Raw genomic sequence first — 18313 nt, forward strand, 5'->3', positions numbered from 1 at the left:
GGGCCGAGACCCGGCCCCGGAACAAAAACCAGCCCAGAGCGTTTCAAGCCAACACCCACATCAAAGTAGCGAGCGGCGGCAAGCTGACAACAACCGAATCCGCCTTCCCATGCCACCCCATCGGAGAACTCTCGACAACCCCGTTCCCAACCCCACTCCCCCCATACACAACCCCATCCGTATTGATGACCTCCCGATACGAGCCAGCCACAGGAACCCCCAACCGATAGCCATGCCGAGGCACAGGCGTGAAGTTGCAAACCACCACAACAAACCCACCATCCCGAGCCCGACGAACAAACGCAAACACCGACTGCGCCACATCGTCATGCACCAGCCACTCGAACCCGGAACCCTCGTGGTCCAGCTCATGCAAAGCAGGAAAGTGCCGATACACGTTGTTCAGATCACGCACCAACCGCCGCACCCCTTGATGCGCCGCATGCTCGAGCAAGTGCCAGTCCAGCCCGCGATCCGCATTCCACTCCGCGTACTGCGCAAACTCCCCGCCCATGAACAGCAGCTTCTTCCCCGGATAAGCCCAGAGGTACCCATACAGGTTGCGCAACCCCGCGAACTTCTGCCATTCATCCCCGGGCATGCGTCCGATCATCGACCCCTTGCCGTGCACCACTTCGTCATGCGACAGCGGCAGCACGAAGTTCTCGCTGTGCGCGTACATCAGTCCGAAGGTGACCTGTTGGTGATGATGCTTGCGATAGACCGGATCGGTCCCGGCATACGCCAGCGTGTCGTTCATCCACCCCATGTTCCACTTGTAGTGAAACCCCAGCCCGCCGTCTTCCGGCGGCCGCGTCACGCCGGGAAAGCTTGTCGACTCTTCCGCAATGGTCACAGCCCCCGGACGCTCCACGCCCACCACACGGTTCATGCGGCGCAGGAAGTCGATGGCCTCCAGGTTCTCACGCCCGCCCTGTGCATTCGGCACCCACTCGCCGGCCTTGCGGCTGTAGTCGCGGTACAGCATCGACGCCACCGCATCCACGCGCAGGCCGTCCACGCCGTAGCGCTCCAGCCAGTACAGCGCGTTGCCGACGAGGTAGTTGCGCACCTCCGTGCGGGCGTAGTTGAAGATCAGCGTCTGCCAGTCGTTGTGAAAGCCCTCGCGCGGGTCGGCGTACTCGTACAGCGCGGTGCCGTCGAAGTTGCCCAGGCCGTGCGCGTCGGTCGGAAAGTGCGCGGGCACCCAGTCGAGGATCACGCCCAGCCCCGCGGCATGCGCGGCTTCGACGAAATGGCGGAAGTCGCCGGGTGTGCCGAAGCGCGAGGTCGGCGCATACAGGCCGATCGGCTGGTAGCCCCACGAGCCATCGAAAGGGTGCTCGGTGATGGGCAGCAGCTCGATGTGCGTGAAGCCCAGGTCGCGCACGTAGGGCACGAGCGTGTCGGCCAGCTCGCGGTAGTCCAGCCATTCCTGGCCGTGGTGCTTGCGGCGCCATGAACCCAGGTGCACTTCGTAAATGCTGATCGGTGCCTCGCGCGCATTGGCTTCGGCGCGGCCGGCGGGCATCGTCACCGGCGCGGGCAGCGGCGCCACGACGCAGGCGGTGCCGGGCCGCAGTTGCGAAGAGAAGGCGAAGGGGTCGGCCTTGCGCAGCACCTCGCCTTGCGCAGAGAGAATTTCAAAGGCGTAGCTGTCGCCCACGGCGACGTGCGGCGCGAAGATTTCCCACACGCCGCATTCGCGGCGCAACCGCATCATGTGGCGCCGGCCGTCCCCGTTGTTGAAGTCGCCCACCACCGACACGCGCCGCGCGTTCGGCGCCCACACCGCAAAGGCCACGCCCTTCACGCCGTCGATCTCGCGCAGGTGCGCGCCCAGCCGCTCCCAGGGCCGCAGGTGCGTGCCCTCGGCCAGCAGCCACACGTCGGTCTCGCCGAGCACGAAAGGAAAGCGGTAGGGGTCTTCGAGCCGCGTGGCATGGCCCGCGTCCCAATCGACCTGGAATGAATAGCCCATGCGCGCCTCGGCCGCGGGCACGAGGCCGCTGAACAGGTCGGAGCCTTCGTGCCGCGCGAGGATCGACAGCGGCCAGCCGGTGCGCGAATGCACCACGGCCACCTGCCGCGCGCCGGGCATCAGCGCGCGCACCTCGAGGCCGTCGGCGGTCTCGTGGGGACCGAGCACGGCAAACGGGTCGCCGTGTTCGGCGCGCATCAGCGCCTGGATGTCGGCAGCTTGGAGAAAAGGAGAAGGCGGCATGGGGTTCAGCGTCCTCCTGCTTCGGCAGGCGTGCCGAAGAACACGCCATAAGGCGCCAACGTCAGCAGGGGCTTTGGATCGGCGGTGATCGTTGCGGTCGGCGTGAGGGGGTGGCCGGCCAGCGGCACCAGCGGCTCGGGCAAGGGAACTGAGACAGGTTCGATGCCTGTATTGAAGATCGCATGCAGCACCGCATCGCCATCGCTTCGCACGAGGTGCAGCAGCGGCTCGGGCACGTCGACAAACGCCAGCGCGCCCGTGCGCAGCAGCGGCTGCGTGCGCCGCCAGTGCAGCAGCGCGCGGCTGAAGGTGAGCATCGAGCCGGGGTCGCGCTCCTGCTGCGCGACGGCCAGCGGCAGGTGGGCGCCGTCCACCGGCAGCCAGGGCGTGCCGCTGCTGAAGCCGGCGTTGGGTGCGTCGGTGGTCCAGGGCATCGGCGTGCGGCAGCCGTCGCGCCCCTTGAACTCGGGCCAGAAGGCGCGGCCGTAGGGGTCTTGCAGCAGTTCGAAGGGCACGTCGGCCTCGGGCAGGCCCAGTTCTTCGCCCTGGTAGAGGCTGGCGCTGCCGCGCAGCGCGAGCAGCAGCGCGAGCCAGAGCCGGTCGCGGCGGGTGTCGGGCGCGGCGCCGTCGCTCCAGCGCGTGGCGACGCGCGGCACGTCGTGGTTCGACACCGCCCAGCAGCCCCAGCCGCCCGTGGGCGCGAGCGCGGCGTCGAGCGTCTCGATCTGGTGGCGCAAATGCGTCGGGCTGTGGTCGGCGGTCAGCAGGCTGAAGCTGTAGGCCAGGTGCAGGCGCTTGCCGAGTTCGGTGTACTGCGCCATGACGGGCGGTGCGTTCTCGTCGCCGACCTCGCCGAGCGCGACCGCGCCGTAGCCGTCGAGCAGCTGGCGCAGGCGCTCGAGGAACACGAGGTTCTCCTGCTGGCTCTTGTCGTACAGGTGCTGCTGCATCGCGTAGGGGTTGTCGGGGCGCACGGTGCTGACCTCGTCGATCGACGCGGTCGTGGCCGGCGGGTTGTCGCGCAGCAGCGCGTCGTGGAACTGGTGGTTGCAGGCGTCGAAACGGAAGCCGTCCACGCCGCGTTCGCACCAGAAGCGCACCTCGCCGAGCAGGGCGTCCTGGACTTCGGCGCAATGGAAGTTGAGATCGGGCTGCTCGGCCAGGAAGCTGTGCAGGTAGTACTGTCGCCGGCGCGAGTCCCACTGCCAGGCCGGGCCGCCGAAGACCGAGAGCCAGTTGGTGGGCGGCGTGCCGTCAGGCTTCGGGTCGGCCCAGACGTACCAGTCGGCCTTCGGGTTGTCGCGCGAGCTGCGGCTTTCGGCGAACCACGCGTGCTGGTCGGAGGTGTGCGAGAGCACCTGGTCGATGATGAGCTTCAGGCCCAGCGCATGCATGCGTGCGCGCATCGCGTCGAAGTCGGCCAGCGTGCCGAACAGCGGATCGACCGCGCGGTAGTCGGCCACGTCGTAGCCGAAGTCTTTCATGGGGGAGCGGAAGAAGGGCGAGACCCAGACCGCGTCGACGCCGAGGCTGGCGACGTGGTCGAGCTTCGACGTGATGCCGGGCAGGTCGCCCACGCCGTCGCCGTTGCTGTCCATGAAGCTGCGCGGGTAGATCTGGTAGATCACTGCGCCCCGCCACCATTCGCCGTTGCTGCCGCTCATGCCTGCCCCTGTGGTCGAAATTCATTGTGGCATGCGAAATCCGGGCCAGCGGTACGCTGTGGCAGGCGGGCGCCGCGCGGAAGTGGGTAAATTCAGCAGGGCGGGGCGCTGCCGCCCCGACCCCCGACCGATGACCACCGACGACACCGCTTTCTCCTCCTCTGCCCCACCCATCGGCCTCGCCGCGCTCGAACGCCGGCTGGCCCGGGACCTCGACTACCTCGGCTGGCCCGCTCGCGCCTGGGTGCCGCCGCGCCAGATCGGCGGCGAGCCCGTGCTCGACGTGGCCATCATTGGTGGCGGCCAGGCCGGGCTGGCCGCGGCAGGCGCGCTGGCGCAGCAGGGCATCCGCGCGGTGGTCTTCGACCGCGCGCCGGCCGGGCGCGAAGGCCCCTGGGCCACCACCGCGCGCATGGAAACCCTGCGCTCGCCCAAGGAACTCACGGGCCCCGCGCTGGGGCTGCCCTCGCTGACTTTCCGCGCGTGGTTCGAGGCCCAGTTCGGCACCGAGGCCTGGGCCGCGATGGACAAGATCCCACGCCTGCAGTGGATGGACTACCTGGTCTGGTACCGCCGCGTGATGGGCGTGGACGTGCGCAACGACACCGCTGTGACTGGCCTGCAACCGTTGCGCGACGCCAGCGCCGTGCGCCTGGACCTGCGCACGCCCGAGGGCGTGCGCCGTGTGCTGGCGCGCCGCGTCGTGCTGGCCACCGGCCGTGACGGCCTGGGCGGCCCGGCCGTGCCGGCGTTCGTGGACGGCCTGCCGCGCGCCAAGTGGGCGCATTCCTCCGACGAAATGGACTACGGCCGCCTGAAAGGCCTGCGTGTGGGCGTGGTCGGCGCGGGCTCCTCGGCCATGGACAGCGCCGCCACCGCGCTCGAGGCCGGCGCGCACAGCGTCGAGCTGCTGATCCGTCGGCCCGACCTGCCGCGCGTCAACAAGGGCAAGGGCGCCGGCGTGCCGGGGCTCACGCAGGGGCACTACGACCTGCCCGACGAACTGAAGTGGCGCATCCGCCACTACATCAACGTGCTGAACGTGCCGCCGCCGCACGGCAGCACGCTGCGGGTGTCGCGGCACGCCAATGCCTTCTTCAATTTCGGCTGCCCCGTCCTGGCCGTGGCGCCGCAGGGCGAGGGGTTGCGCGTGACCACGCCCAAGGGCGACTTCGAGTTCGACTTCCTGATCGTGTCGACCGGTTTCCAGGTCGACTGGGCCGCCCGGCCCGAATTCGCGGGCATTGCCGCGCACATCCGTACCTGGAAAGACCGTTTCACGCCCGCGCCCGGCGACGAGGACCGCGAGCTGGCCGATTCGCCCGACCTCGGGCCGGCCTTCGAATTCCAGGAAAACGCGCCCGGCGCCTGCCCGGGGCTGGATCGCATCCACTGCTTCTGCTACCCGGCGGCGCTGTCGCACGGGACGGTGTCGGGCGACATTCCAGCCATCAGCGACGGCGCGCGGCGCCTGGCAGCGGGGCTCGCCAGCCTTTTCTACCGGGAAGATGCGGCCCACCACTGGGCGAATCTGGAGGCCTACAGCGAGCCGGAACTGTGGGGCGACGAGTGGACGCCCGCCCCGCCGCCGCAGGAAAGGGCCTGATTCCGGCACACGGCCGGGGGCGATCACGCGCGGCGATAATCCGCCTTCCCGGCCGCCGTCGAGCCGGGCCCTGCCGAGATGTCATGAACCCCAGCTACAAACCCAGCGACGTCGAGTCCGCTGCCCAGGCGCAATGGCGCGCCGCCGATGTCTACCGTGTCACCGAGGACACGGGTCGCAAGAAGTACTACGCCTGTTCGATGCTGCCGTACCCCAGCGGCAAGCTGCACATGGGCCACGTGCGCAACTACACGATCAACGACATGCTCACGCGCTACCTGCGCATGAGCGGCTACAACGTGCTGATGCCCATGGGCTGGGACGCCTTCGGCCTGCCGGCCGAGAACGCGGCGCTGAAGAACGGCGTGCCGCCGGCCAAGTGGACGTACGAGAACATCGACTACATGCGCGGCCAGCTCCAGGCCATGGGCCTGGCCATCGACTGGAGCCGCGAGATCGCCACCTGCGATCCGAGCTACTACAAGTGGAACCAGTGGCTGTTCCTGAAGATGCTCGAAAAGGGCATTGCCTACCGCAAGACCCAGGTCGTGAACTGGGACCCGGTCGACCAGACCGTGCTGGCCAACGAGCAGGTGATCGACGGCAAGGGCTGGCGCACCGGCGCCACCGTCGAGCGCCGTGAAATTCCCGGCTACTACCTGAAGATCAGCGACTACGCCGAAGAGCTGCTCGAGCACACCCAGCACGAGCTGCCGGGCTGGCCCGAGCGCGTCAAGCTCATGCAGGAAAACTGGATCGGCAAGAGCGAAGGCGTGCGCTTCGCCTTCACGCATGACATCCAGGGCGCCGACGGCAAGCTGATCCAGGACGGCCGCATGTACGTGTTCACCACGCGTGCCGACACCATCATGGGCGTCACCTTCTGCGCCGTGGCGCCCGAGCACCCGCTCGCCGCGCACGCCGCCACGCTCGACCCAAAGGTCGCGGCCTTCATCGAGGAATGCAAGAACGGCGGCACCACCGAGGCCGAGCTCGCCACGCAAGAGAAGAAGGGCGTGCCCACGGGCCTGACGGTCAAGCACCCGATCACCGACGAACAGGTGCCGGTGTGGGTCGGCAACTACGTGCTCATCAACTACGGCGACGGCGCCGTGATGGGCGTGCCCGCGCACGACGAGCGCGACTTCGCCTTCGCCAACAAGTACGGCATCGAGATCATCCAGGTCGTGCTGGTCGACGACGAGCCGCACTTCGACTATCACAAGTGGCAGGACTGGTACGGCGACAAGCAGCGCGGCGTGACCATCAACTCCGACAACTTCAGCGGCATGTCGTACAAGGAGGCCGTGGCCGCCGTGGCCCATGCGCTGGGCCAGAAGGGCCTGGGCGAGCTGCAGACCACCTGGCGCCTGCGCGACTGGGGCGTGAGCCGCCAGCGCTACTGGGGCACGCCAATCCCGATCATCCATTGCGAAGAGCACGGCGCGGTGCCGGTCCCCGAAAAGGACCTGCCCGTGGTGCTGCCGACCGACTGCGTGCCCGACGGCTCGGGCAACCCGCTGGCCAAGCACGAGGGCTTCCACGCCGGCGTGGTGTGTCCGGTGTGCGGCAAGGCCGCGCGGCGCGAGACCGACACGATGGACACCTTCGTCGATTCGTCGTGGTACTTCATGCGCTACTGCGACCCCAAGAACGACCAGGCCATGGTCGCCGAGGGCGCCGACTACTGGATGCCGATGGACCAGTACATCGGCGGCATCGAGCACGCGATCCTGCACCTGCTGTACGCGCGCTTCTGGACCAAGGTCATGCGCGACCTGGGCCTCGTGAAGGCCGACGAGCCCTTCGCCAAGCTGCTCACGCAGGGCATGGTGCTCAACCACATCTTCTACAAGCGCAACGAGAAGGGCGGCAAGGACTACTTCCCGCCGCTCGAAGTCACGGCGGTGCTCGACGCGCAGGGCCGCATCACCGGCGGCACGCTGGCCGACGGAACGAAGGTCGAATACGGCGGCGTCGGCAAGATGGGCAAGAGTGAGCGCAACGGCGTCGACCCGCAGGACCTCATCGAGAAGTACGGCGCCGACACCGCGCGCCTGTACACCATGTTCACCGCGCCGCCCGAAGCCACGCTCGAGTGGAACGATGCAGCCGTCGAAGGCAGCTACCGCTTCCTGCGCCGCGTGTGGAACTACGGCGTGGCCCAGGCCGACGTGGCGCCGGTGGCGATCGCCGGGCAGAGCTTCGGCAAGCCGGCCCAGGCGCTGCGCCGCGAGGTGCACACCGTGCTGCGCCAGATCGACTACGACTACCAGCGCATGCAATACAACACGGTGGTGTCGGGCACGATGAAGCTGCTCAACGCGCTCGAAGGCTTCAAGCCCGACGGCAGCGCGGGCGACGCGGCCGCCGCGCGCGAAGGCTTCGGCATCCTGCTGCGCTGCCTGTACCCGGCCACGCCGCACATCGCGCACCAGCTCTGGCAGCAGCTCGGCTACGACAAGGCGCTCGGCGACCTGCTCGACGCGCCCTGGCCCGTGGTCGACGTGGCAGCGCTGGCGCAGGACGAGGTCGAGCTCATGCTGCAGGTCAACGGCAAGCTGCGCGGCAAGCTGCTGGTGCCCGCCGGTGCCTCGAAAGACGAGATCGAGCGGCTGGCGCTGGCCTGCGACGACTTCGTCAACTTCGCCGAAGGCGCGCCGCCCAAGCGCGTGATCGTGGTGCCCGGGCGCCTGGTCAACGTGGTCATCTGACCAAGTCTCTGCACAACGACGGAAACGACAGACGCATGAACATTCGCAATGCCTCGCAGCCGCGCCGCGGCTTTCTCCTGGGCCTCGGCGTGGCAGGCGCTTCGCTGGCCCTGTCCGGCTGCGGCTTCGCGCTGCGCAAGGCGCCGAATTTCGCGTTCAAGACGCTGTCGCTCGACGGCAATACGGCGCTCATCAACCAGCTGCGGCGCGAGCTGCGTGCGGCCGGCAATGTGCGGCTGGTGCCCAAGGAAGAGGCCAGCACCGCCGACGCCGTGCTCGTTGTGCTGGGGGAGGACCGCGACCGCTTCGTGATCTCCACCAACTCCGCCGGCCTGCTGCGCGAGCTGCAGCTGCGCCTGCGCGTGCGCTTCAGCCTGCGCACGCCGGGCGGCAAGGAATTGCTGCCCGCGTCGGAGGTCTCGCAGACGCGCGACCTGAGCTTCAACGAAACCAACGCGCTGGCCAAGGAAGGCGAGGCCGAGCTGCTGTTTCGCGACATGCAGGCCGACATCGCGCAGCAGTTGATGCGCCGGCTGGCGGCGGTGCAGTCGCTGTAGGCGACGCCTCCGGTCGCGATTCCGTTCATTCCATGCAACTTGCCAGTGCCCAGCTCGGCGCCCACCTGCAAAAGGGCCTGAAGCCGCTTTACACGATCCACGGCGACGAGCCGCTGCTCGCGCAGGAGGCGGCCGATGCCATCCGCGCCGCCGCTCGCGCCCAGGGCCACACCGAGCGCAGCTCGTACACCGTGGCCGGCGCGCACTTCGACTGGAGCGCGGTGCTGGCGGCGGGGGGCTCGCTCTCGCTGTTCGCCGACAAGCAGATCGTCGAGATCCGCATTCCCTCGGGCAAGCCCGGCAAGGACGGCAGCGTCGCCCTGCAGCAGCTGGCCGAAGCGGCGCCGGGCAACGACAGCACGCTCACGCTGGTGATGCTGCCGCGCCTGGACAAGGCCACGCGCACCGGCGCGTGGTTTTCGGCGCTGGAGAACAACGGCGTGAGCATCCAGGTCGACCCGATCGAGCGCGCCGCGCTGCCGCAATGGATCGCCCAGCGCCTGGGGCTGCAGGGCCAGCGCGTGATGCCCGGCGACGAAGGCCAGCGCACGCTGCAGTTCTTTGCCGACCGCGTCGAAGGCAACCTGCTCGCCGCGCACCAGGAAATCCAGAAGCTCGCGCTGCTGCATCCGGCCGGCGAGCTGAGCTGGGAGCAGGTCGAGGGCGCCGTCAACAACGTGGCGCGCTACGACGTGTTCAAGCTCTCCGAGGCCGTGCTGGCCGGCAACCCGCAGCGCGTGGCGCGCATGCTCGACGGCCTGCAGGCCGAGGGCGAGGCCGAGGTGCTGGTGCACTACACGATCGCCGAGGATATCCGCGCCCTCAAGCGCGTGAAGGACGCCATGGCCGCCGGCCGCCCGCTGCCGATGGCGCTGCGCGAGAACCGCATCTGGGGCCCGCGCGAGCGCGCCTTCGAACGCGTGCTGCCGCGCCTGGACGACCGCATGTTGACCCGGCTGTTGCGCGCGGCCCATCTGGTCGACGGCATTTGCAAGGGCCTGAAGCAGCCCGACTGGCCCGCCAGCGGTTGGCAGGCGCTGCAGCGGCTGGCGCTGATGTTGTGCCGCGCCTGCAGCACGGCCGCGGCGCCGCGCCGGGCCTGACGCGCCATCAAAAGGCCCCCGTGTCAGCCGGGCCGAAGGTCCGCGTGGGAAAATGCGCGGCTATGAACGCGTTCAACGTCAGCGAGCACATGCAGACCCTCGGTCTGCAAGCCAAAGCGGCTGCATTCCTCATGGCCCGTGCGGATGCAGCTACCAAAAACAGAGCGCTGAAAGCGCTGGCCCGGCGCCTGCGCGAAGCCGGCCCCGCGCTGGCCATCGCCAATCAAAAGGACCTGGAGCGCGCCACCGCCGCGGGCCTGTCGGCCCCGATGGTCGACCGGCTCAAGCTCACGCCCAAGGTCCTGGAGACCGTGGCCGAGGGCTGTGAGCAGCTGGCCGGCATGGCCGACGTGATCGGCGAGATCATCGGCATGAAGCAGCAGCCCAGTGGCATCCGCGTGGGCCAGATGCGCGTGCCGATCGGTGTCTTCGGCATGATCTACGAGAGCCGCCCCAACGTGACCATCGAGGCCGCGAGCCTGGCGATCAAGAGCGGCAACGCGGCCATCCTGCGCGGCGGCTCGGAAGCCATCGACTCGAACAAGGCGCTGGCGCTGCTGGTGTCCGAGGCGCTGGCCGAAGCCGGGCTGCCGGTCGATGCGGTGCAACTGGTGCAGACCACCGACCGCGAGGCCGTGGGCCAACTCATCGCCATGCCCGACTTCGTCGACGTGATCATTCCGCGCGGCGGCAAGGGCCTGATCGAGCGCATCAGCCGCGACGCCAAGGTGCCGGTCATCAAGCACCTGGACGGCAACTGCCACGTCTACGTGGACGACACGGCCGAGTTCGACATGGCGCTGCGCATCGTCGACAACGCCAAGACCCAGAAGTACAGCCCCTGCAACGCCGCCGAAGGCCTGCTGGTGGCGACCTCGGTGGCCGACCACTTCCTGCCCGAAATCGCCGCCGTCTTCGCCGCCAAGGGCGTCGAGATGCGCTGCGACCCGGCCGCCGCCGCGATCCTGCGCGCCAGCGAGGCGCACCATCCGCAGGCGAAGGTGATCGATGCGGTCGAGTCCGACTGGTCCGAGGAGTACCTGGCCGCCGTCATCAGCATCAAGGTGGTGGCGGGGCTGGACGAGGCCATTGCGCACATCAACCGCTACTCGAGCCACCACACCGACGCCATCGTCACGCGCGACCACATCAACGCCCAGCGCTTCCTGCGCGAAGTCGATTCGGCCAGCGTGATGGTGAATGCGAGCACGCGCTTCGCAGACGGTTTCGAGTACGGCCTGGGCGCCGAAATCGGCATCAGCACCGACAAGTTCCACGCGCGCGGCCCGGTCGGCATCGAAGGCCTGACCTCGCTCAAGTACGTAGTGCTCGGGCAGGGCGAAACTCGCAGCTGACGGATGCCGGCGGCACCGAGGCGGGTGCCGCGCCATTGGCCTTGTCGCTTTGCAGAGGGCGAAAGCAGGCAAGTCCTACAGGACGGTGGGTGAAAGCAGGGGCCGTTGAAGGAATCGCAGTGTTTCCGCTTGTCATCCGCGCGGGCAGCCCCAAATCCTACAATCCCGCTCAGCTTTTCCCGTACAAGTCCAAGAAGGCCGCCGCATGGTTCCGCATCTCGTCACCGCCCTGACCGGCCCGATCAACGAACTGGAGCAGCGGGTGCTCGACTCGATGCCCGCCATCGAGCGCTGGTTCCGCCTCGAGTGGATGGAGCACACGCCGCCGTTCTACAGCGCTGTCGACATCCGCAACGCTGGCTTCAAGCTTGCGCCGGTCGACACCAACCTGTTTCCCGGTGGCTGGAACAACCTCACCAAGGAAATGCTGCCGCTGGCGGTGCAGGCCGCGCAGGCAGCCATCGAGAAGATCTGTCCGGAAGCCCGCAACCTGCTCGTCATTCCTGAAAATCACTCGAAAAACACCTTTTATCTCGCCAACGTCGCGCAACTCGTGCGCATCTTCCATATGGCGGGCCTCAATGTGCGCATCGGGTCGATCGACCCGGCCATCAAGTCGCCCAAGAAGATCGAGCTGCCCAACGGCGAGACCGTGACGCTCGAACCGGTGGTGCGTTCCAAGCGCCGACTGGGCCTGAAGAACTTCGATCCCTGCACAATTTTGCTCAACAACGAGCTTTCTGCGGGAACACCCGGCATCCTCGAAGACCTGCACGAGCAGTACCTGCTGCCGCCGCTGCACGCGGGCTGGTCGGTGCGCCGCAAGAGCAACCACCTGCACAGCTACGAAGAGCTGTGCAAGCGCTTCGGCAAGCTGCTGGGCATCGATCCCTGGCTCATCAACCCGATCTACGCGCGCGCCGAAGGCGTCGATGTGGCCGAAGGCCGAGGCATCGACGTGCTCACCAGCCATGTCGACGCGGTGCTCACCAAGGTGCGCCGCAAGTACAAGGAATACGGCATCAACGAGAAGCCCTTCGTGGTCGTCAAGGGCGGCCACAGCGGCAGCGGCAGCCCCGGCGTCGTGACTGTGCGCGACGCCAAGGAGGTCGAGGCGCTCATCGGCAAGTCGCGCACCGCCACCTCATCGCCCAGCAAGACCAGCGCCGGGCGCGACCTGCGCGAGCCCACCGAGTTGATCGTGCAGGAAGGCGTGCTCACCAACGAGCGCGTGCACAACGGCGTGGCCGAACCAGTGGTCTACATGATGGACCGCTACGTGGTGGGCGGCTTCTACCGCGTGCACGCCGAGCGCGCCGCCGACGAGAACCTCAAGCAGCCGGGCGCCAGCTACGTGCCCCTGGCTTTCTCGGAAAGCGCGCAACTGCCGCAGCCGGGCGCCAAGCCCGGTGCCAGCGCCCCCAACCGTTTTTACATGTATGGCGTGGTGGGCCGTTTGGCGATGGTCGCGGCCAGCTACGAGATGGAAGCCACCGATCCGGACGCCGAAATCTACGAATGAGCGGCCAAGCCGGGTTGCGGCGCGGGCGGGCGGCGGCAAAATAGCAGCCCCACAGCAAAGGAACCCAAAGGGCGGAGGGATGCGCGGCACGGCCGCGGCATCCCAGCGTGACTGACGCGTCGATCACTGCGAGCCGCCCTTTTCCCATCGACCTCGTGTCAGCCCCCAAAAACATCTCTGCCGGCCTCATCGTCGGCGCCATTGGCGTCGTCTATGGCGACATCGGCACCAGCGTTCTCTATGCGGTCAAGGAAGTCTTCGGTCACGGCCATGTGCCGTTCACCGTGGAGAACGTCTACGGCATCCTGTCGATGTTCTTCTGGACCCTCACGGTCATCGTGTCGATCAAGTACGTCGTGCTCGTGCTGCGCGCCGACAACGAAGGCGAGGGCGGCCTGGTCGCGATGCTCGCGCTGGCCTCCCAGGCCGTGGCCGACAAGCCCAGGCTGCGCCAGCTGCTGCTGATCGTCGGCATCTTCGGCACTTCGCTGTTCTACGGCGACGGCGTGATCACGCCGGCCATCTCGGTGCTGTCGGCGGTCGAGGGCCTGGAGGTGGTGTCGCCGCACTTCAAGCACTACGTGATCCCGATCACGCTGGTCGTGCTGTTCTGCCTGTTCGCGGTCCAAAAGCGCGGCACCGCAGGCATCGGCAAGTTCTTCGGCCCGGTCACGCTGGCGTGGTTCGCGGCCATCGCCGTGCTGGGCGTGTGGCAGATCGCGCACCACCCCGAGATCATCAAGGCGCTGAGCCCCTGGTTCGCCCTGAAGTTCATCTGGGACAACCCGGGCACCAGCTTCATCCTGCTGGGCGCCATGGTGCTGTGCGTGACCGGCGCCGAGGCGCTGTACGCCGACCTGGGCCACTTCGGCAAGAAGCCGATCCGCATCGCGTGGTTCTCGGTTGTCATGCCGGCGCTCACGCTCAACTACCTGGGCCAGGGCGCGCTGCTGCTGGAGAACCCCGAGGCCGTGAAGAACCCGTTCTTCATGATGGCGCCCGAATGGGCCCTCATTCCGCTGGTGCTGCTCGCCACGCTGTCCACGGTGATCGCCTCGCAGGCGCTCATCACCGGCGCCTTCAGCGTCACGCGCCAGGTGATCCAGCTGGGCTACCTGCCACGCCTGAACATCGAACACACCAGTGTGCGCACCGCGGGTCAGATCTACATTCCGCTGGTCAATTGGGGCCTGTTCGTCGCGATCGTGATGGCGGTCGTGATGTTCCGCACCTCGAGCAGCCTGGCCGCGGCCTACGGCATTGCCGTGACCACCGACATGCTGATCACCACGATCCTCACCTTCTTCGTGATTCGCTACGCGTGGAAGCTGCCGCTGGCGCTGTGCATCGCCTCGACCGCGATCTTCTTCGTCGTCGATTTCCTGTTCTTCGCCTCGAACCTGCTCAAGCTGTTCGAGGGCGGCTGGTTCCCGCTGCTGATCGGCGGCGCCGTGTTCACGCTGATGGTCACCTGGAAGGAAGGCCGCCGCCTCATGGGCGAGGCGCAGCACGCCGACGCGATCGACCTGAAGTCGTTCCTGGGCTCGGTGTTCATGAGCCCGCCCGCGCGCGTGGACGGCACGGCCGTGTTCCTCACGGCCGAGCCGGGCGTGGTGCCCAACGCGCTGCTGCACAACCTCAAGCACAACAAGGTGCTGCACGAGCAGAACATGTTCGTCACCGTGCGCAACCACGAGGTGCCCTGGATTCCGATGGACAAGCGCATCGAGATCGAGTCGCTGGGCAACCACTGCTGGCAGGTCATCGTGCACTACGGCTTCAAGAACGACATCGACCTGCCGCGCGCGCTCGACAACGCGCGCATGCGCGGCTGCCAGCTCGAGCCGATGACGACCAGCTACTTCCTCTCGCGCGACGTCGTGATTCCCACGCTGGGCAGCGGCATGGCGCCCTGGCGCGAGAAGCTGTTCGCGCAGATGCACCACAACGCGAGCGGCGCGGCGGCCTTCCTCGGCCTGCCGAACAATGCGGTCGTCGAGCTGGGTTCGAAGATCGAGATCTGAGGGCCGCGGCGCCCGCCGCGTGCCCCGGCAGAATCCCGGCATGCGATTCTTCAAGGACCTGAGCCTTTCAGCCTTCACGGCAGGCTTCGTCGCCGTGCTCGTGGGTTTCACGAGTTCGGTGGCCATCGTGTTCCAGGCCGCCCAGGCCTTCGGCGCCACGCCCGAGATGGCGGCCTCGTGGATGTGGGCGCTGGGCATCGGCATGGGGCTGGCGTCGGCGCTGCCCTCGCTGTGGTGGCGCAAGCCCGTCATGATTGCCTGGAGCACGCCCGGTGCGGCCGTGCTGGCCGTGGCCGGTGCGGGCTACGGCATGGGCGAGGCGGTGGGCGCCTTCATCGTCTGCGCGGTGCTGATCGTGCTCGCGGGCGCCACCGGCTGGTTCGAGCGCGTGATGAACAAGATCCCGATGGCCATCGCGTCGGCGCTGCTGGCCGGCGTGCTTGCGCGCTTCGGCATGTCGGCCTTCACGGCGGCGCAGACCGCCTTGCCGCTGGTGCTGCTGATGCTGGGCACCTACCTCGTGGGCAAGCGCCTGCTGCCGCGCTACGCGGTGCCGCTCACGCTGCTGGTGGCCATCGCCTTTACGGCCGCGCGCGGCGAGCTGGCATGGTCGGCTGTGCACTTCTCTCTCACCTGGCCGGTGTTCACGGCGCCGGTCTTCACCTGGCAGGCCATCGTGAGCCTGGCGCTGCCACTGTTCGTCGTGACCATGGCCTCGCAGAACCTGCCCGGCGTGGCGGCGATCCGCGCCAGCGGCTACAGCGACCTGCCGGTGAGCAAGCTCATCACCATCAGCGGCGTTGCCACGCTGGTGCTTGCGCCCTTCGGCGCCTTCGCGCTGAACCTGAGCGCCATCACGGCTGCCATGTGCATGGGCCGCGAGGCGCACGAAGACCCGGCGCGGCGCTACACGGCGGCCGTGAGTTGCGGCGCCCTCTATGTGGTGATCGGCCTGTTCGGCGCGGCCGTCACGGGCCTGCTGACGGCCTTTCCGAAAGAGCTGGTCGCGGCCATCGCCGGGCTGGCGCTGCTGGGCACCATCGGTGGCGGGCTCGCGGCCGCGGTGCGCGACGAGGCGCACCGCGAGGCCGCACTCATCACCTTCCTGGTCACGCTTTCGGGCGTCACCCTGGCTGGCATCGGCTCCGCCTTCTGGGGCGTGGTGGCTGGCGCGTTGGCGCTGGCGGTGCAGCAGGTCGGCCGCGCACGCCGCGCACAGGTGCCCGTTGAAAAGGCCCCGGCCGACAAGGACATCGCCGCTTCCGGCAACATGCCGCCAGAAACCCCCTCCACAGCCGCCGTTCCCGGCGCCGGAAAGAACGCCTGATGAAAAACATCCTCTTCGTGGCCGACCCGCTCGATCACTTCAAGATCTACAAGGACACGACCTTCTCGATGATGCGCGAGGCCCAGCGCCGCGGGCATCGCATCGCGGCCTGCCTGCCGCAGGACATCCAGTGGACCTCGGGCGGCCGCGTCTCGGCCGTGGTGCAGCAGATCACGCTCACGGGCGACGCCAAGGACTGGTACCGCGTCGACATCGTCGAGTCGAAGGCGCTGAAAGACTTCGATGCCGTGCTCATGCGCAAGGACCCGCCCTTCGACGCCGAGTACATCTACTCGACGCACCTGCTGCAGCAGGCCGAGCGCGAGGGCGCGCAGGTGGTCAACTCGCCGCGCGCGCTGCGCGACCACCCCGAGAAGCTCGCAATCATGGAGTTTCCGCAGTTCGTCACGCCCACGCTGGTCACGCGCAGCGCGCAGGCCGTGCGCGACTTCCATGCCGAGCACGGCGACATCATCCTCAAGCCGCTCGACGGCATGGGCGGCATGGGCATCTTCCGCGTGAAACAAGACGCGCTGAACCTGGGCTCCATCGTCGAGACGCTCAACAAGGACGGCGCCGAAACCATCATGGTGCAGCGCTTCGTGCCCGAGGTGACGCAGGGAGACAAGCGCATCCTGATCATCGCGGGCGAGCCGGCGCCCTTCGTGCTGGCGCGCATTCCGCAGGGCACCGAGGTGCGCGGCAACCTCGCGGCCGGTGGCAAGGGCGTGGCCCAGCCGCTCACGCCACGCAACCGCGAGATCGCCGAGGCCATCGGCAAGGTGCTCGCGCCGCGCGGGCTGTTGCTGATCGGCCTCGACGTGATCGGCGACTCGGTCACCGAGATCAACGTGACCAGCCCGACCTGCTTTCAGGAAATCACCGAGCAGACCGGTTTCGACGTGCCGAAGATGTTCATCGACGCGCTGGAGAAAACGCTGCGGCCCGCCTGAGCCCCGAAGCCGCGGTGCGGGCCTCGCGCTCGCGCCGCGCCTGCAGCCGCCGTGAGCGCAGCTTGCGCGCCCAGATGACGATGCCGGTGATCGACAGCATCGCCACCACCAGCCCCAGCGCCGACATCAGGATGCGGCCCGGCATGCCCAGGATGCGTCCGCCGTGCAGCGGCAATTGCAGCTGCGCGAACACGTCGGCCGCCGTGCCGTGCCACGGCCGGTTGCTGCCGATGAGGTGGCCGTCGCGCCCGTCCAGGTAGAGGTTCGACAGGCCCATGCCGTCGCTGTCGTCGTGCGTGGCGTGGTCGAAGAAAGAGATGTTGTAGAAGCCGCCGCGTGCGTTGTAGAACGCGCCGCCCAGCGGTGTGGTCCAGCCGCGGCGCCGCGCTTCGGCGTCGGCCTGCGCCACGATTTCGCGGAAGCCGATGGTGGGCTCGATGCGCGTGCCCAGCGGCGCGAGCGGCACCAGCGCCGACGGGCCCGGCGTGGTCTTGGAGACCAGCGAGAGCATCGGGTGGAACACCTCCTTGTAGAGGTTCAGCGAGAACGAGGTGAAGGCCACGACGATGATCAGCCCCCAGATCCACAGCCCGCCCGCGCGGTGCAGGTCGAAGTTGAGCTTGTAGCCGCCGGCGGCCCAGCGCACGGTCCACGACGGCTTCCAGCGCTGCCACCACACGGACGCCGGCCGGTGCGCCGGATGCACCGCCTTGCGCAGGCGCCGCGGCATCGTGAGGTAGAGCGCGACGAAGCTGTCGAGCAGCCACACCAGCGCCACCGTGCCCATGATCCACCAGCCGATGCGGTCGGTGCCCCACATCGCCGGCACGTGCAGCATGTAGTGCAGTTTGCGCAGGAAGGGCATCAGCGTCTCGGGCTTGAGCGAGATGGCCGTGGAGTCGCGCCGGCCGCGCACTTCGGCCGTGACCGGATCGACGAACACCTGGTTGTAGCCCAGCCTGAAGGGCTTGCCGGTGGCCGGGTCGGTGCGCGGCTGCACGAAGTAGCCGGCGGCGTGGCCTTCCTCGAAACCCAGCGGCATGTACGCGACCCGCGCGCGCGGGTCGTGCGCCTCGACCGCGGCGGCGAGGTCGAACGGGTCCTTGAATGGGCCGCGGCTTGGCGTGTCGTAGAGCTTGCGGTTGAGCCAGCCGTCGATCTCGTGGTCCCACGAGATGACGGCGCCGGTCAGGCCCGAGACGACAAGAAACAGCGCAACCGCCAGGCCGGCCCAGCGGTGAATGGCGGTCGCAACGGCGCGCAT

The 18313-nt window shown here is 68.1% G+C and carries 12 protein-coding genes; 9 read left to right on the forward strand and 3 right to left on the reverse strand.

The features are described from left to right. Positions 1-43: 43 nt before the first annotated feature. Both glgB and ASD34_RS26125 read right to left on the reverse strand, forming a co-directional pair. Positions 44-2224: a 1,4-alpha-glucan branching protein GlgB gene (gene glgB / locus ASD34_RS26120; RefSeq protein ID WP_056584299.1), complete on the reverse strand. Its 2181-nt coding sequence runs from the start codon at positions 2222-2224 to the stop codon at positions 44-46. A 5-nt stretch (positions 2225-2229) separates the two neighbouring features. Then, on the reverse strand, positions 2230-3888 hold the full coding sequence (locus tag ASD34_RS26125) for an alpha-amylase family glycosyl hydrolase (protein WP_056584302.1): 1659 nt from the start codon (positions 3886-3888) through the stop codon (positions 2230-2232). Positions 3889-4018: 130 nt separating this feature from the next. Between ASD34_RS26125 and ASD34_RS26130 the strand changes: the two genes are divergently transcribed. From ASD34_RS26130 to gshB, 9 genes are all read left to right on the forward strand, one after another. Beyond that, a complete protein-coding gene (locus ASD34_RS26130) occupies positions 4019-5494 on the forward strand; it encodes a flavin-containing monooxygenase (protein ID WP_056584304.1) in 1476 nt (491 codons plus the stop codon). A gap of 83 nt (positions 5495-5577) precedes the next feature. Beyond that, a complete protein-coding gene (gene leuS, locus ASD34_RS26135) occupies positions 5578-8208 on the forward strand; it encodes a leucine--tRNA ligase (RefSeq protein WP_056584308.1) in 2631 nt (876 codons plus the stop codon). Between the two features lie 35 nt (positions 8209-8243). After that, entirely contained in the window at positions 8244-8765 is a 522-nt protein-coding gene (lptE, locus tag ASD34_RS26140) for an LPS assembly lipoprotein LptE (RefSeq protein ID WP_056584311.1), read from the forward strand. A 32-nt stretch (positions 8766-8797) separates the two neighbouring features. Beyond that, positions 8798-9868, forward strand: coding sequence for a DNA polymerase III subunit delta (holA, locus tag ASD34_RS26145; protein WP_056584314.1), 1071 nt, complete (start codon positions 8798-8800; stop codon positions 9866-9868). Between the two features lie 62 nt (positions 9869-9930). Then, on the forward strand, positions 9931-11223 hold the full coding sequence (locus ASD34_RS26150; protein ID WP_200937664.1) for a glutamate-5-semialdehyde dehydrogenase: 1293 nt from the start codon (positions 9931-9933) through the stop codon (positions 11221-11223). A gap of 205 nt (positions 11224-11428) precedes the next feature. Then, a complete protein-coding gene (gene gshA / locus ASD34_RS26155; RefSeq protein WP_056584316.1) occupies positions 11429-12745 on the forward strand; it encodes a glutamate--cysteine ligase in 1317 nt (438 codons plus the stop codon). A gap of 155 nt (positions 12746-12900) precedes the next feature. Then, positions 12901-14769 carry a potassium transporter Kup gene (locus ASD34_RS26160; RefSeq protein WP_056584719.1) on the forward strand — a complete coding sequence of 623 codons (1869 nt, stop codon included), beginning with the start codon at positions 12901-12903 and terminating at the stop codon, positions 14767-14769. Positions 14770-14809: 40 nt separating this feature from the next. Then, positions 14810-16096, forward strand: a complete 1287-nt coding sequence (locus ASD34_RS26165; protein ID WP_056584319.1) for a benzoate/H(+) symporter BenE family transporter — start codon at positions 14810-14812, stop codon at positions 16094-16096. After that, positions 16096-17049 carry a glutathione synthase gene (gene gshB / locus ASD34_RS26170; protein WP_056584322.1) on the forward strand — a complete coding sequence of 318 codons (954 nt, stop codon included), beginning with the start codon at positions 16096-16098 and terminating at the stop codon, positions 17047-17049. The genes ASD34_RS26165 and gshB overlap by 1 nt, the downstream gene beginning before the upstream one ends. On the opposite strand, the gene ASD34_RS26175 is transcribed toward gshB, so the two are convergent. Continuing rightward, on the reverse strand, positions 17012-18313 hold the full coding sequence (locus ASD34_RS26175; RefSeq protein WP_056584325.1) for a PepSY-associated TM helix domain-containing protein: 1302 nt from the start codon (positions 18311-18313) through the stop codon (positions 17012-17014). The genes gshB and ASD34_RS26175 overlap by 38 nt on opposite strands.

Origin of the sequence: Variovorax sp. Root473, assembly GCF_001426505.1 — a bacterium.
GTDB lineage: Bacteria > Pseudomonadota > Gammaproteobacteria > Burkholderiales > Burkholderiaceae_C > Variovorax.

Coding starts and splice junctions, on each gene's coding strand:
- glgB (WP_056584299.1), bottom strand. CDS start 2,224: ATGCCGCCTTCTCCTTTTCTCCAAGCTGCCGACATCCAGGCGCTGATG.
- ASD34_RS26125 (WP_056584302.1), bottom strand. CDS start 3,888: ATGAGCGGCAGCAACGGCGAATGGTGGCGGGGCGCAGTGATCTACCAG.
- ASD34_RS26130 (WP_056584304.1), top strand. CDS start 4,019: ATGACCACCGACGACACCGCTTTCTCCTCCTCTGCCCCACCCATCGGC.
- leuS (WP_056584308.1), top strand. CDS start 5,578: ATGAACCCCAGCTACAAACCCAGCGACGTCGAGTCCGCTGCCCAGGCG.
- lptE (WP_056584311.1), top strand. CDS start 8,244: ATGAACATTCGCAATGCCTCGCAGCCGCGCCGCGGCTTTCTCCTGGGC.
- holA (WP_056584314.1), top strand. CDS start 8,798: ATGCAACTTGCCAGTGCCCAGCTCGGCGCCCACCTGCAAAAGGGCCTG.
- ASD34_RS26150 (WP_200937664.1), top strand. CDS start 9,931: ATGAACGCGTTCAACGTCAGCGAGCACATGCAGACCCTCGGTCTGCAA.
- gshA (WP_056584316.1), top strand. CDS start 11,429: ATGGTTCCGCATCTCGTCACCGCCCTGACCGGCCCGATCAACGAACTG.
- ASD34_RS26165 (WP_056584319.1), top strand. CDS start 14,810: ATGCGATTCTTCAAGGACCTGAGCCTTTCAGCCTTCACGGCAGGCTTC.
- gshB (WP_056584322.1), top strand. CDS start 16,096: ATGAAAAACATCCTCTTCGTGGCCGACCCGCTCGATCACTTCAAGATC.
- ASD34_RS26175 (WP_056584325.1), bottom strand. CDS start 18,313: ATGCGCGCCGTTGCGACCGCCATTCACCGCTGGGCCGGCCTGGCGGTT.